This window comes from Bacteroides sp. AM16-24 (genome assembly GCF_003471885.1).
GTDB lineage: Bacteria > Bacteroidota > Bacteroidia > Bacteroidales > Bacteroidaceae > Bacteroides.
This window is the reverse complement of record NZ_QRKI01000006.1, coordinates 175,443-192,525: the sequence shown is the minus strand read 5'-3', so window position 1 is coordinate 192,525 and position 17,083 is coordinate 175,443. Positions and strand designations below refer to the sequence as shown.

Below are 17,083 nucleotides of genomic sequence, written 5' to 3'. Positions count from 1 at the left end.
CAGACAGCTTTTTACAAAGATAGAAAATATTTTATGATATCCAACCATCCCCCTATATCACAGCAAGAAAAGAGGTTGAACTCTAAGTAAATAGAATTCAACCTCTTTCAGTTACACCATTAACAATCTCACCTTATTTCCAGAACGGATTCTGTTCCATATTCGTATTCAAAGTCAGCTGAGTTGTAGGTATCGGATAGAAATAGTGCTTTGGTTCGTAGGTACGTGGCTGGTTAAGAGTGTTAGAACCAATCATATATCCATCATTATTCACATCGACTTCCGGATTCTCCACATTCTTCATGTTAGCTCCAAGATAGATCGTAGGATTTTTGGAGGAATCAAGTAAATCAAGTTTATGCCAACGAATTAAATCCCAATAACGAGTCCAGTTATCACACATCAACTCACAACGACGACAACGGCGGATCTCCCATATCAAATTGCTAACTCCCATATTGTTAGCTGGATCAGCTTCCGGTTGAGTGGTCATACCGGGTAGCCCGGCACGCTCTTGCAACTTATTAATGGACTTGTCAAGATCAGCTTGCGTCAATGTTCCAAGTTCTGCCTTAGCCTCAGCGAAGTTCAGATAGACAACAGACAGCCAGAAAAGCGGACAGTCAGTATATTGCTTGTTGATACTGTTACGGTCACTTACTGCCAACTCCTCCGGATTATCATATTTAGCGATACCATAACCGGTAGTAGAAGTGAACCCTGCAACTCCGGCACGACTATAAGCACTACCCTTGAAGCATAACACAGGATCGAGAGTAGCCGCCAATCGCTTGTCGCGAACAGCAAGAACAGACTCAAGATTGTATTTACCATCTGCATCTTTCACTGCGGCATCATTGGTATCCATTGTAGTGGTTGCTTTAGGTTTACCGTCAAGGAACAAGTAATTATCGAAAGCATTTTTGGTCATACCGCTAGTACCACTTGTATTAACAGTATAGTCAATGGTAGAATGCATGAAAACATTTTGAGAATAAGGCTTGTAGAAAATCATTTCAGGATTAGAACTAAGCGATATTGAATTATAGTTTCCCTTATAACTCGGATTCAATGAGTATCCCTTAGTCATCAATGCTTCACAAGCAGCCACACATTCACGCAAGTACTTCTCAGCGCGAGTGTTGTCAGCAGCTTTACCGGCATTGTCACTTGCATTACGATACTTACAGTAGGTACCTTCATACAATGTGATATCAGCTTTCATTGCCAACGCCATGTCAGCACTAAAGCGTTGTTTGTTAGTGCCCGTAATTGTACTTGCAGCATAGTTCAGGTCTTCTAGGACATTGTCCATTACAATATCTCGATCCGTACGTGGTCCGTAAACCACATCCTTGTCTGCCGGATCCACAACTGTAGTAATCCACTGTACGTCACCATACATGCGAACCAATTGATAATATTCCCATGCACGGTTCAAACGTGCCAGACCTTCATAATTAGCCTTAACAGCATCATCAAGAGAAGAAGTTTGCAGTCCTTCAATAATATAATTGGCACGACGAATTTCTGTGAAAGGATCGGACCAATTTGTAGAAGTGGCTACTACACTTGTATAAGTCCAGACTGTCGACTGATAGTCTACCTGATCATCACTCAGTGTTTTGAAATAAAACCATCCGCCACCGCTGCCATTTCCATAACCCGAATAGTTGTTATAGAATGTATTGCATTGGTTGTCAAGGTTACTCGTATTACTCCAATATGCAGGAGTATTGGTAAAGGCATCCAAAGGTGCTTTGTCGAGAAAGTCATTACAACTTGTCAAGGCCATCAGTGCCATTGTTCCGTATATGAATAGCTTTTTCATCATTCTTATTGTTTAATAGTTATTATAAGGTTACCTGAATACCGAATGAGAAGGTACGAGTGATAGGAGTTGTACGTCCCCAGCCTCCATAGGTAAGGCCATCACCAGTACTGATTTCCGGATCAACAGGAAGATCACTGCCCTTGTAGAGCAAGAAGAGGTTACTACCACTAAAGTAGATACGTGCCTTTTCGATGAAAGCTTTACGGGTCCACTCCTTCGGTAAAGTATAGCCAACAGTTACGTTCTTTAAACGAAGATAAGACATATCAGTCAAGTAACGAGATTGCGGATAATAGTTATTGGAACCGTTTGCAATACCTGACACAGTACCTTTGGCTTCATTTCCCGGATATAAACGAGGATAAGTATTACTCTGGTCAATATCATAACCGGTAATCGTTTTCCAATCATCAGTATAGAATACTCTATTGAAACTTTTTTGATTATCGTAGATAGCCAAGTCAGCTGCACGCATCATCGGGAAATTCAAAGAAGAAATAGTCCAATCAGAACGTTTTCCCACACCTTGGAAGAATAAATCTAAGTCAATGCCTTTCCAGTTACCACCCAGGTGGAAGCCATATTCATAACGAGGGAGTGAATTACCGATAATCTTCAAGTCACCATGATCATCAGCGGTTCCTTTTCCACCGTCAATCGCGCCACTGCCATCCAAATCTTTGAACTTAATATCACCAGGACCATAATGGAACGGAGCACGCTCAAGTGCAGATTGACCAGCAATACCCGGCTTGTAGTTCCATGAACCATCTGCATTCTGACCAGTAAAGTCAGATTCTTCAAAATAACGATCTGTTTCGAAACCCCAGATATCACCATAATTCTTGCCCGAATAGTAAGAACTGAGCAACTTAGTATCATTATTCCACTTCGTTACTTTTGTCTTTGAATCACTAAGATTGAAGTTAGCATACACATTAAATTCACCGAATTTATGATGCCAATCGAGGTTTAATTCCCATCCACGGGTGCGCAGTGTACCTGCATTATCGTAAGGAGCAGTAGCACCTACACTGTTCGGAAGAACCTGGGCAGGAGCAAGCATATCACGGTTTTCACGTTGATACCAGTCAAATCCTACAGTTAATTCATTATTAAGGAAACCTAAATCCAAACCAATGTCAGTAGTGCGGATGCGTTCCCAAGTAAGAGACTTTGACACCAGTTTAGGCATATTGTACTGAGTCAATCTATTTGCATTAGCTCCATTGCCATCCACCCAATAAATATATCCTGTAGATGATGTATTTTCTCGTTGGCTGATCAATGCTTCAAACATATAATCTCCAATGGCTTCATTTCCGATTTCACCATAGGATGCACGTAACTTAGCATTACTAATCACTTTCTTCAATGGTGCAAAATAAGCCTCTTCCGAGAAGCGATATCCGATAGAAGCAGAAGGGAAGAATGCCCATTTATCATTATGTGGGAATCTGGAAGAACCATCATAACGTCCATTCACTTCTAACAGGTAAATACCCTTATAATCATAATTAATACGTCCGAAGTAACCGGCCGAAGCACGAGAAGTGTGCGACCAATTTATTTGTTGTCCATCTTGGCTTGCTAGGTTCAATTCGGGATATGCTTCATCATACAATCCTTTACGATATCCATATAAATAAGTATAATCCACTTCTTCTGCATTAGCTCCGACCATTACATTCAAATTATGGCTCTTTGCAAAAGTCTTGGCATAGTTAGCATATGCATTCAAAGTCCAAGTATTCTGCTTGGAATTATCACGCCAGATTGCTGAGTTACTTTTGGTAACAATATATTTAGGAGTAGGCATTCCCGACCAGTCAATACCATAGACCGAGAAGTCTTCAGAGCCACTGTTCAAGTTCTGAATTGCATAAGTGAAATCAGCATTCAAAGTAAGTCCTTTTACTATTTCTGCTTTCAAGAATCCATTCAAACGGGTAAGGTCAGTTATTTCCTTACGGTCGGATGCTTGCTTACGCATAGACATAAGACGAGTATCATAACCATCAATGGTACCTGAAGGAATGAAGAAAGAACCCCAACGCCAAAGGGTCTGATAAGTACTACTGTAAATGTCAGGACGCTGATAAGCCTTACGAGAGTAATTGACACGTGCACCTACTTGCAACCAATCATATAAATTGGTCGTTACATTCACTGAAACATTGTACTTCTTCAATTCATCGGGACGTACTTTCATAATACCTTCTTTCTCATCATAACCAAAAGAAAGGTAATAGTTCGTCTTACCAGAACTTCCCTGAACAGATATATTATGGCTTTGTGAAGGGGCTGCTTTACTATAATAAATATCCTGCACATCCCAGTCAGCATAATAATAAGGAGTTCCGTCAATGATATTATAATCCCCCACATTGCTGTCACTCTGATACGGTCTCATTTCACCATATTTTAGTTTTCTTCCTCCATTCTGTTGTGCCCACTTTTCGGCATAAGGCAATAGTTTATCAAAATACATACCAAAGAGTTCCACTTCATATTGGTTAGCATTGGCCTTAGCCTCCAATGCAGCCCGAAGTTGTGTAGGAACATCCGGGAAATTCGGAAGATAAGTTGCTTGATCCCACGCGAAATTATTACTATAATTTATAGTAACCTTTTCCGTCGGCTTAGCACTTTTCGTATTAATCAAAATAACACCAAAAGCTGCACGTGTACCATAAATAGAGGTAGAAGCAGCATCTTTCAGTACAGAGATACTCTCAATATCCTGTGTATTCAAGAAAGAAATGTCATCCATCGGGACTCCATCCACAACAATCAACGGATTACTCTTTTCAGAATTACTTAACGTACCGACACCACGAATACGCATTGCAGCACTCCCGTTGATATCACCATTTTCAGTCGTGATACTCAAACCAGGAACCGCACCTTGCAGTGCTTTGGTTACATCTTGCTGAGGGCGGCCTGACATCGTTTTATTCAAGTCCACAGTAGTAACTGCACCTGTTAAATTGGCTTTCTTTTGTGTACCGTAACCAACTACTACTACTTCATCCAATAATTCCGTATCTTCCTTCAACACGATTTTCATAGTAGGTGTAGCCTTTACTTCTTGGGGCTGATAACCCACGAATGATATTTTTAATATTGCTCCTGGCTTCACACTCAAAGTAAACTTTCCGTCAACGTCAGTAACAATGCCATTAGTTGTCCCTTTTTCTACCACACTGGCACCGATAACCGGCTCGCCTGCCGCATCTACAACCAAACCTGTAACATTGATAGATTGTAACTGCTCTGTTACTTCTGAAACATGATCCGAAGCAACCTGGTTAGCCATCGCATTACCGCTTCCTAAAAACAGTGCACTGATGGCTACTGCTGTGAAGAATTTGCTATTTGCTAATCCTCGTTTTTTGCGATCTTCATTCATAAATGATTGATAATTTTGTTGTTAAATAAAATAGTTCTCTCAAAAATTAGGGTAAGGATAATCAGATAGAAATAGTTAGTCAGATCTATTTCTTCTGTCAGACAAGTTTTTCTTCCATAGGCGTTTTTTCTTATTTATAGGTTTAACTTATATTTTATCTCTCTTATTATTTTTAGAGGTTTACCAAGTTCCAAGAGAACTTAGTAATTCTGCTATCGGTTAAAAATTAAAATACACTAAATACCGTTACGATTTAGTCGGTCGTTTTAAGAGATAAACTCGTTATTAACAAAGGTGATGAAACGCAATTTCTTCGTTTCTTCTTAGCAAAGATATATTATAATTTAATATCAAGAACATTCCTTTGCATTTATTTAACTTTATATTTATAAGTTTGCAAATGAGAGATTGTTATACCCTCGCTAATATGTTTTATATACAAATTTTAAGGTTCTTCAATATTTAAAGAATGGAAGTCAATTAAACCATTCATTGGAGTTTCTTCAATAATATCCAGTTCAATATCAAACTCATTGGCAACTTCTCTTAAAATTTTGGCATAACTATAAGCCAATGATCCAACAAAACGGATTGGATAGTTCTTATAATCATATTGGCAAACATTCCTTATGAAGAAATTGCGTAAGTTAGTAGTTATTAGATCATATACATAATCATCGCTTGTATAATCTGCCAGAAAATACGAAATAGTAGAGAGGAAACGATTAGGAAATGGACGATTATAAACAGATTCCATTACTTCATTTGGGCTAATACGAAACTTCTCAAAGAAATCGGCCATAATATCTTTGGGTGCTAAACCTTTTAATACGTCTGAAAGAAAATGCTTGCCCAGCACTGCCCCACTGCCTTCATCACCCAATATATACCCACCAGCTCTGACGTTTTTTACTATAATTTTCCCATTATAAAAACAAGAATTGGAACCTGTACCTAAAATACACGCAATTCCTGCTTCACATTTAAATAGACCACGGGCAGCCGCAAGTAAATCGCTTTCTACTTGAATCGGAGTTTTGAACTGTGCTACTAATGAGGCCCCCAATACATTCTTTTTTTCATAAGAAGTACAACCAGCACCATAATAATATACTTGCTCAAGCTTTCTTTTGAAAAAAGTCTCGGGTAAACCTAAACGCACACTTCGGCTGATCTCTCTTCGGGTTTGGAAGAAAGGATTAAGTCCCTCAGTAAAAACACGTTGTATCAGGTGATTGTCTTCAACTAAGGCCCACTCAGTTCTTGTTGAACCACTTTCTGCAATCAGTTTCATACGCAGTTAGATTTAGAATTGGATACAAATATATAGTTTTTTTTAATATACCAGTACAAAAACTTCCAAAACTTCATTTTATGGCTTTTTTCCCATACCGGGACTATTTCAGAACCATTCATTGATCAGATGTAGCCGGTTTTCAGAAAAAAGATTTGCTTATCATCCAGTATCTACCCGAAACACACCTGAAGATTACTTGCTCCGTAACTTCTCCAGCCAGAGGTACCTCTGGCTGGAGAAGTTACGGGGAAACTATGGAGCAGGTATGTCTCAGATATGGAACAGATAGAGTATAATAGTGTTGCAGCATACTTCCAAGTACGATTTTACTAAGTTCTCTTGGAACGGTAAATAAAAACAAATAGAGATACTATATAAGTCAAACCTAATAAATAGAAGAAACGCCTATGGAACAGAAGCTTACCTAATAGAAGAAATAATTCCGTTTATTTCTAATTCACTACCCTTACCCTAAATTTAGAGAAAATTATTTTGATTAACAACAAAATCATCAATCTTTTATGAATGAAGATCGCAAAAAACGAGGATTAACGCATAGCAAACTCCTCATGGCAGTAGCTATCGGTACGCTGTTTTTGAACAGTGGAAATGTACTAGCTACTCAGGTTGCCTCCGACAGCCCTTTGGAAGTGACAGAGCAACTACAAACTCAAACGATTAACGGCTTAGTTGTAGATGCCAACGGTGAACCGGTTATTGGAGCCAGTATTATAGAGAAAGGAACCACAAATGGTGGTATTACGGATATTAATGGTAAATTTACGCTGACTGTAAAGCCAGGAGCTACCTTAAAGATTTCATACATAGGCTACCAGACTCAAGAAGTGAAAGCTGCCCGGACTATGAAAATTATCCTGAAAGAAGATAGCGAATTGCTGCAAGAAGTAGTAGTGGTTGGTTACGGTACACAAAAGAAAGCTAACCTGACAGGAGCAGTGGCAACAGTCGATGTAAATAAGACATTAGACAGTCGTCCTATCGCTGATATTGGTCGTGGATTACAAGGTGCGGTAGCAGGAGTTAATATCACAATACCAACCGGTGAAGTAGGATCAGATCCTTTGATTAAAATTCGTGGTCAGGTTGGCTCTATTTCAGGAAACAATACACCACTCATCTTATTGGACAACGTGGAAATCCCAAGTATCCAGATGGTAAATCCTAATGATGTTCAATCTATTTCTGTTTTGAAAGATGCAGCTTCATCTTCTATCTATGGTTCTAAAGCTGCGTTTGGTGTAATCCTAATAACCACAAAATCAGGGGCACAAAGTGATAAATTTGAAATAAGTTATTCGAATAACTTTTCTTGGCAAGACCCTGCTAAGAAAATTGAGATTGGCGGTATAGAAGCATTACAATATACATTGGATGCACAAACAAACAGAAGAGAGCCAATGCCAGCCGGCGGTTTCTGGCGTATTAGTCCTGAAAGCCTGGAAAAGGCCATTGAATGGCAAAACCTGTACGGTGGAAAAGTTAAATGGAATGATCCGGTAGTGTATGGCCGTGACTGGTTCTATGACGGAAAAGACAAATATGGATACAGACTTTATGACGGTGCTAAAGCCATGATTAAAAATTGGACACCGACAATGACTCATAACTTGTCTGTTAATGGTAAGAGTGGTAAGACCAGTTATAATATCGGATTAGGCTATCTGGATCAGAGCGGTATGTCAAAAACGGCTAAGAAAGATGACTTCAAACGATACAATGCTTCGGTTAGTGTTACTTCAGAAATCAATAAGTATATTACTGTAAGGGCAAGCTCAATCTATTCAGATCGTAACAAACGCTATCCGGGAATTGGAAATACAACTGCCGACCCATGGTTATATCTTTATCGTTGGAGTCCGCTAATGCCTATGGGAGTGACTGAAAATGGCAATCCGTTGAAGGAACCTACCTACGAAATGGCAGCTGCCAATACGGATAATCTGCAAAATAAATACTACAATATTAATTTAGGTTTCACACTGAATTTGACCAAAAATTGGGATGTCAAGTTTGACTATACATATGACAGACAAACTACTGAAACGAATTCATCCGTAATGCAATATGAGGCGGGTGAAATGTGGTATGCTCCCACTGCCTGGATGGAAAACGGCAGTCAAGTATTTGTTAACGAACAAGGAGAGAGAGTAGATACCGGTGGTATGCCTGCATATCGCTTCCCGGTGAACAAATACTATAACAGTTCCGGGCCAAGTGCCAGTCAGGTAGGCAATAACAGTAAATCTATTGATAACAATACTTTCAACATTTATACCACTTATAACTTGTTGCTGGGTCCAGAAAAGCAACATGCATTCAAGTTTATGGCAGGTATGAACAGAGTTACCAATAAATGGAGTTCATATAAAGGTTGGAAAACAAATCTGATTGATTTGACAAATCCGCAATTCCCATTGGCATCCGGAGATCAATTTATTGAAGGAAACCGGAACTGGGAAGCACAATTAGGTTTTTTTGGCCGTCTCAACTATTCTTTTGAAGATAGATATTTCGTTGAAGCAAATATACGTAGGGATGGTTCATCCAAGTTCCCAAAGCATCTGCGTTGGAAGTGGTTCCCTTCTTTCTCTGCCGGCTGGGTATTTACCAATGAAAAGTTTATGGCACCTATTAACAATATCTTAAGCTTCGGTAAATTCAGAGCTTCATGGGGTAGTATTGGTGACCAATCTGTTTCAAACACTCTGTATAAATCCATATTGTCAGATGGTCAATCATCATGGCTGGATGGAAGTGGAAATAAAACACCTATGTTCGGTACCCCATCATTGGTGGACAGCGATATTAGCTGGCAGCAAATCGAAACACTGGACTTTGGTATCGATCTCAGATTCTTTAATAATAAGTTCGGAGTCACTTTCGACTGGTTCCAACGGGATACAAAGAACATGATTATCCCTGGTGAAAGCCTGCCAGTAACTCTTGGCGCAGCTGCTCCCAGTGGCAATTATGGTAGCCTGAGAACTAAGGGTTGGGAATTGTCAGCCGACTTCAACCATCGTTTTGCTAACGGATTGGGTATTAATGCAACAGCATCTATTTCAGACGCTTCTACTTTTATCACAAGAGGTGCTGACTACTTGACTCCGTGGGAAGATCGAAGTTTAGGAACTACCTACTCAACAGGTAGACGTTATGGTGATATTTATGGTTTTGTTACCGACAGATTATTCCAAAAAGAAGATTTTGTATATGGAGCAGACGGTCAGATTGAAAAGATTATCGTTATTTATAATGGAACAGCTCGCACCACCTATAAGCAATCTTCAGAGTATCCGGTTTATCAGGTGCATTATGAAGATGGAAATAAGCTAATATTCTCTCCTGGTGATACCAAATTTGTAGATATTGACGGTGATGGTTACATCACTCCGGGAACCAGTACAAATGGTAATCCAGGCGACCAAACCGTTATCGGTAATACTACTCCTCGTTATGAATACAGTTTCAGATTGGGCGCTGACTATAAAGGCTTTGATTTTTCTATTTACTTCCAAGGTATTGGAAAACGCAAGATTTGGGGTAGCGGTCAATTAGCAATTCCCGGGTATAATGCTAAGGAAGGTGCATTGCCTAAAACTTTTACAACAGACTATTGGACAGAAGAACGCACCAACGCTTTCTATCCCAGAGCATGGGACTTAGGTGGCAGCAATACTGGATTTGCTATGCAGAAACAATCCCGCTATCTACTGGATATGTCTTATTTAAGAATTAAGAATATTACATTAGGATATACCGTCCCGACAAATATTTTATCTAAGATATACATCAGCAAAGCGAGAGTCTATATGTCATTGGAGAACTTCTTTACATTTGATAACCTAAGAGGATTGCCTATTGATCCGGAAGCTATATCAGGATATTCTATGTTCTCCACCAACTATAACCTTGGACGTACAGGTACCGGTACACCGGTATTCAAAAGTTTGTCATGTGGTGTTCAATTAACCTTCTAAAATAGAATCATTATGAAATTAAAAATATTTATAATTTTAGCCAGTGTCGTTTTATTGTTTACGAACTGCAATGATGTGCTCGACCGCCCGTCATTGACTACGGCTGAGGATGATGCATATTGGACCAATGAAGATAGAGTACGTCTATATGCTAATGCTTTTTACACAAACTTCTTTGTGGGGTATGGATTAAAGTATACAACGACTTATGCTCCTAACGCCAATTATACGTTTAATGACGATGCAGTGAGGATGTCCACTCAAACACAATTTGGGCGTACGGTTCCTACATCTAAAGGAAGTACAAGTCTGGACATGATGTGGCAAAGTGAATTTACCGGTCCTACATGGAATTTTGCCTGGGTTAGAAAAGCAAATGTTATGATTGACCGCATCACTAACCTGATGCCTGAAATACTGACAGACGAACAATACAACCATTGGACAGGTGTTGGACGCTTCTTCAGAGCACTGGAATATGCTCGTCTGGTAAATGTTTTTGGCGATGTTCCTTATTACGACACAGAAGTACAGAATACAGATAAGGATGGTTTATACAAAGACCGCACTCCGAGAAACGAGGTTATGGATGCAGTTTACAACGATTTTGAGTATGCATTACATAACGTTCGTTTGAATGATGGAGGTCAATATGTGAATCGTTACGTAGTAGCTGCCATGGTTTCAAGATGGGCTCTGTTTGAGGCAAGCTGGCAGAAATATTATTATAAAAATAACGAACGGGCTAAAAAGTTCTTCGATCAAGCTGTTGCTGCAGCAGAAATGGTTATGAATAGTGGCAAATATGGTATTGTTGAAGATTTCCGTAAATTATTCGGTTCTACTGACTTAACCAACAGTAAGGATTGCATTTTATACAGAAAATATGATGCTGCTCAAAACGTTACGCATTCCATCGCATCGACTTGTAATATGAATGACCCTACTGATGTTGGTCCAAACCTGGATTTGATTAAGGCGTTCATCTGTACAGATGGTAAAGATTGGCAGACTTCTTCTTTGGAAAATGCAGATGATTTTACTCTTAGCAATTTGATTAAAACAAGAGATTCTCGTTTTGAAGCCAGCTTCTATACTAAACCTACTCCAAGAGCCAAGAGTAGCTATTTATATGTAACAAAGTTTATCCCACGAAGTGGACTGAGTTATATTGAAAGTGGTGGCTCTCCGGCTGCCGAATTCCAGAGCGAGAAAAACGTAACCGGTTATCCGGTATTGCGTTATGCTGAAGTCTTGCTAAACTGGATTGAAGCGAAAGCTGAACTTGCAACATTGGGTGGTGCAGAGGTCTCTCAGTCTGATATAGATATATCTATCAATCTGATTCGCAAAAGACCGGTGGCAGATGAAGCCAAAGCTTTAGGAGTAACAATGACAGCTGAAATGAAATTGGACGCACTTCCACAAGATCCTCATAGAGATCCTACTGTACCGGCGCTACTTTGGGAGATCAGACGGGAAAGAAGAATGGAATTTGCTTTTGAATTCTCACGTATCATTGACTTAAGGCGTTGGAAAAAGCTGGAATACATGGATACCGACAAGAATGAAGATTTGCTGATTGGTACCTGGGTTAATTTCAACAATGAAGTAAAAAGCGAGTTGAAGGATGAGAATAAAGGGAAACTCAGGGTAATGGGCAAAGACGGAAGCTTTACGGTATATGACGGAACCAATGCAGCTAAGATGAATGGTTTCTTCTATCCTACACAGAATCAGGGTAGACTGCCGTTCTTGAATGTTCCTAATGTTAATCCGTATCTTTCTCCTATTGGTACGAATCAAATTTCGGACTATAAGAATAAAGGATATACTTTGACTCAGACTGAAGGTTGGCCAACAGGCATCAATTGACAATATGAATCAGTGAAATCATGGAAATTATTTTAAACTAAAACATGAGATTATGTATAAATTAATAAGAAATATAGGATTTTTGGCTGTATTGCTGGGACTTGGTCTGGTATCCTGCGATGAGGATTATCCGAAAAGCCATATAGCACCTTATGATACCGAACTTCTTTCTATCAAAATAACCAATGCAGGTGCAGATGGCAATACAGTGGTAGAAGGAACTATTGATGAAGACAATAAAATCATCAATTTCCCTCGCTTGGATATGACAACGAACTTCTCTGCTCTTAATCTGGACGCGAAGCTTTCTGATGGAGCTACTCTTCAAAATTCGGTATTGGATTTTTCTATGGATGAAGAAACTGCTTCTAAGACTTTGGTTCTTCGGATAGTAAATCAAAAGAGATACAAAGAATATTTTATAAGAGTCAGAAAAAGAATTCCGGTATACGGAGCTGATTTTGAGAAGCCTACAGTATATGATTTCTCCGGAGACAATATCTATCCTGATTATGGAAGCCTATTAACAAGATGTGCTTCTTATGATGGTGAACATGTATTGATTGTCAGCAGAAAAACTGCTCCACATCTTCTTAAGGTGTCTGAACTGAAGAAAGGTGAAATTAAACCGATAATGTTGGATCTTACGGGCGTAACGGGTGGAACCTATTCTTACAATATGGGAGCATTGACAAACGGACATGTATATATTGCATCTCTATCAGGTTCTCAAGCATCACCATTGAAGATTTATTATTGGGATACACCAACTTCTAAACCTGAAGTTATTGCCGATATCAAAGTATCGGATATTCCTGGAGCTGGAAACAGACATGGAGATAATATATCAGTCAATATTGATAAAAACGGTAATGGATTTATCTTCTTCGGAGATAATGCATCTACTAAATTTTTGAGACTGACCGTAAGTAATCATAAGACAATAGGTGAACCGAAAGTACTGACTTCAAGCGCTGATGCGACTATGGTTACCAATGTGTATAGGATAGAAGATACAGACCAATATGTATGGTCAGGAGTAAGATTGCCTGTTACGTTGGTTGATGAATCTCTTGGAAGTAAATATGCAATGAACAAATCGAACCTGGAAACAGAAGCGGTTGCCCCCAGGATATTTACCTTTAATGAGGAACGTTATCTGATAGTTTGTAGTGCCGGACAAGGAAGTGCATCTAAAGCAACTCCTTCCTTGGTTGTTTACAATCTGACCAAGGGGAGTACAGTGGCTGAAGCAATGCAGAAGTTTGATGAAGGAGATAATCATAATCCTGATTATAAATTCATCTTGGGTGGAAGCGGTAATGGAGCAGCTCTTGCACAAACAGATTATCTTATAGAGAAAGATGAAAATGGAAAGGATGCTAAACTCTGCATTTTCGGCTCGCGTACAGATTCTGGTTTTGTAATCTGTGAATTCCCTATCAAACAAGAGGAAGAAGATTAATAACTATCTTCGTTTTTTAATCAAATAAATTATAGTATTAACATAGGAGCCGTCTAATGAGTGAGAATTAGGCGGCTTCATTATTCTGAATTTAGGAATGAAATATTTGAAATATCTAACCTTGATTATTTTCATTGCATTTGTCGCATCTTGTAGTAAGGACAATGACGATGATATTATACCGCCACCGGAAGAAAATACACCTTCGACTTTGCCTCAAAAAGAGTTACGTGGAGTATGGGTAACTACAGCCTGGGGTATCGACTGGCCCATGGAGGAATACAATGCTACAGCTCAGAAACAAAAGTATATTGACTATCTGGACTTATTAGTCGAAAACAAAATGAATGCAATATTCTTCCAGATTCGGGGAATGGCAGATGCATTTTATGATTCGCAATATGAGTCTTGGAGTAAGTATATCACAGGAACTTCCGGAGTTAAGCCAAGTTATGACGTTCTGGGATTTCTTATTGAAGAAGCTCATAAACGAAATATCCAATTCCATGCCTGGTTGAATCCTTATCGTATTTCAACCCGGGCAAATAAGAACTCCTCATTTCCTCAGTTGGACCCAAAGATTCCTTCTGAACTGACTAAGGATTACGAAAAGATTCGGATTTACAATCCGGCTTTACCCGAGGTGCAAACCCGTATCACACAAATCGTCAAGGAAATTATTACTAAATATGATGTTGACGGTATCCACATGGATGATTATTTCTATCCTGCATTAGAAGCATCTGAGAGCATGAATGATAATGTGGAATATGAAAAATATGGTAAGGCACAATTTGATAATATTGCTGATTTCAGACGAAATAACGTAAATGCAGTAATCCAGAATATTCAAAAGACTATTATTGAGACTCGCCCTGATGTTATTTTCTCCATCAGTCCTGCTGCCAATATGGATAGTAACTATAATACTTTGTTTGCAGATGTGAAAAAGTGGTCGAAAGAAGGCTGGGTGGATGTTGTAATTCCACAATTGTATTTTGCTACGGGTACGGAAGAAAGTAGTTTTAACCAGAGACTAAATTTATGGTCACAATATATTTATGAGAATCATCTTTTAGTAGGATATGGAGTTTATAAATTTGGTGACCCGGCATATGGTAGTAAATTCCAGTCGTCCGAAGATCTGCAGAAACAGTTCGACTTTGCAAAAACAAAACCAAAAGTAAAAGGAAGTGTTTTGTATAGCGTTAAATATTTGGTAGAAAATAAAGTTAGGATTATGGATGTAATCAGGAATGTATATAAAACCCCTGTCTTACTCCCCTACTTAGGCAGAACCATAGCTGAAAAGCCAAACACTCCTACTAATGTCCGCGTAAGTGGAAGTAATTTATCATGGAGTGGAGTACAAGCTGCTTATTATGCAGTGTATAAAGATAATGGTATCAACCAAATAGCCAGTTTAATAGGGACCACTAAAGATACCACATTCAAACTGAATGAAAAAGGAACTTATTTCGTAACAGCACTCGATAAGAAAAATGCAGAAAGTGATTTATCGAAATCTGTAAACTATTAAAATAGGTTCATCCTGCAAAATACTCCTTGACAATCAGAACATAAGCAGATACTTTTAGACCTTGCACTAATTAAATAGCCATTAAATTAATGATTATTTAATTAGTGCAAGGTCAAAAAATTAACAATCTTCTTTGTCCAATCTGCCAGATATAAAGGTATATTAATCAGCGTGCCATCTTGTTTTAGATTATTCAATGAATAGCGTAACTTACATGCCGGATGATAATTTGCATCATAAACAGACAAACTTTTACCTCCTAACCGAGTTTGAGCTTTTACTTCAACAGGGATAATTTCACTACCAGACTGAATGACAAAATCAACTTCAGCTTTCCCTATAGAAGTCCAATATCGTGGAAGAATATCATATTGAGGAACTAAACTCTGCAAAACATAATTTTCAGCAATAGCTCCTTTAAATTCCGTATATGCACCGTTACCCAAAAATATAATTTCAAATGGAAGCCCGGATAATTCACGCAACAGTCCGACATCGGATAGATAGACTTTGAATGCTGACAAATCATCATAGGCTTTCAAAGGAAGAAACGGTTTTGTTGTACAAAATACCCGGTAAATCAAACCGGCACTTTCCAACCAAAGCAAAGCGTCTTCATAATCACGGGCACGTGCACCGGGCTTAACCAATTTATATAGGAACTTTCTATTCTCTTTAGCCAACTGGCTGGGAATGGAATTCCAAATATGAGTAATACGGGGAATATCTTTATTTTCTGCATGTTTTGAAAAATCCAGAGTATAGGCATTCAGTATTGTTTGCTGTTCCTTTTTCACTTTTTCCATACCTTTATTTTCGAGGAAATAGTTTATTACGGCGGGCATTCCACCAATGACCAAGTATTGTTGATACAGTTCACTAAGCCTGTCAGTAACGAATTGTGGTAAAGGAGCGATTTCAGTAAGTTCTTCAATATAGCTATATAGTTTTTCATTGATCGTCTTCAAGAATTCCTTAAATGTAAGAGGATATAAATTCAAGAACTCAACTTTGCCTACCGGGAATGAATCTCCCTTCGACAAAGCTACACCTAACAAAGAGCCTGCCGCTACAACAGCATACTCAGACGCATCTTCGTAGAAATACTTCAATGCGTTCAGGGCAGGATTGCATTCTTGAATTTCATCGAAAATAAGTAAGGTTTCGCCCGGCAGAATAGGACTGTCAGTGAGCAATGACAATTGTGAGATAATTCGGGAGGGTTCTTTAGTTGTTTCAAATATCTCATGGATAGAATGATCCTTGTCAAAATTAAATTTGACCGTGTACTTAAACTCTGTTCTCCCAAAATATTCAAGAATCCAAGTTTTTCCGGTTTGACGTGCTCCTTTTAATATAAGGGGCTTTCTTTCAGAATTGCGTTTCCACGCTTTCAAATCTTCTATTATACTCCGATACAATTCCATAGCTACAGTCTTATGTTCCGATTATTGGCATTATCACACAAAACAGGTTCCTGTTTTTGGCAAAACTACCAATAATCGGAACATAAACAAATAATAATCGGATAATTATTCTCTCAACATATTCTATATGGCATTTTTTAACCTTATCAGCTATTACTATAGGTGATATTCAGGACCAACACGTTTTTTGCTCATCTTTATTACTACACATTTTCAGCAATGTTCTCTTGGA

8 protein-coding genes are annotated in these 17,083 nt (G+C 38.7%); 4 read left to right on the top strand and 4 right to left on the bottom strand.

From position 1 onward, the window contains the following. Positions 1-133: 133 nt before the first annotated feature. From DW182_RS09500 to DW182_RS09490, 3 genes are all read right to left on the bottom strand, one after another. Positions 134-1,831, bottom strand: a complete 1,698-nt coding sequence (locus DW182_RS09500; protein ID WP_044154717.1) for a RagB/SusD family nutrient uptake outer membrane protein — start codon at positions 1,829-1,831, stop codon at positions 134-136. 22 nt (positions 1,832-1,853) lie between these two features. Beyond that, positions 1,854-5,246, bottom strand: a complete 3,393-nt coding sequence (locus tag DW182_RS09495) for a TonB-dependent receptor (RefSeq protein ID WP_007660594.1) — start codon at positions 5,244-5,246, stop codon at positions 1,854-1,856. A 445-nt stretch (positions 5,247-5,691) separates the two neighbouring features. Further along, on the bottom strand, positions 5,692-6,540 hold the full coding sequence (locus DW182_RS09490) for a hypothetical protein (protein WP_007660601.1): 849 nt from the start codon (positions 6,538-6,540) through the stop codon (positions 5,692-5,694). Positions 6,541-7,064: 524 nt separating this feature from the next. On the opposite strand from DW182_RS09490, the gene DW182_RS09485 reads away from it, so the two are divergent. The 4 genes from DW182_RS09485 to DW182_RS09470 all read left to right on the top strand — a co-directional run bounded on the left by DW182_RS09485 (position 7,065) and on the right by DW182_RS09470 (position 15,424). Continuing rightward, positions 7,065-10,544, top strand: coding sequence for a TonB-dependent receptor (locus DW182_RS09485; RefSeq protein WP_115503040.1), 3,480 nt, complete (start codon positions 7,065-7,067; stop codon positions 10,542-10,544). 12 nt (positions 10,545-10,556) lie between these two features. Beyond that, on the top strand, positions 10,557-12,419 hold the full coding sequence (locus DW182_RS09480; protein WP_118295344.1) for a RagB/SusD family nutrient uptake outer membrane protein: 1,863 nt from the start codon (positions 10,557-10,559) through the stop codon (positions 12,417-12,419). A 52-nt stretch (positions 12,420-12,471) separates the two neighbouring features. Beyond that, on the top strand, positions 12,472-13,884 hold the full coding sequence (locus DW182_RS09475) for a DUF4623 domain-containing protein (protein ID WP_118295343.1): 1,413 nt from the start codon (positions 12,472-12,474) through the stop codon (positions 13,882-13,884). A gap of 97 nt (positions 13,885-13,981) precedes the next feature. After that, the gene (locus DW182_RS09470) at positions 13,982-15,424 is read left to right on the top strand and encodes a glycoside hydrolase family 10 protein (protein WP_117707982.1); all 1,443 of its coding nucleotides are present in this window, start codon (positions 13,982-13,984) and stop codon (positions 15,422-15,424) included. 101 nt (positions 15,425-15,525) lie between these two features. Here the strand turns inward: DW182_RS09470 and DW182_RS09465 are convergent, their stop codons facing one another. Next, positions 15,526-16,851 carry an ATP-binding protein gene (locus DW182_RS09465; protein ID WP_117707981.1) on the bottom strand — a complete coding sequence of 442 codons (1,326 nt, stop codon included), beginning with the start codon at positions 16,849-16,851 and terminating at the stop codon, positions 15,526-15,528. Positions 16,852-17,083 lie beyond the last annotated feature (232 nt).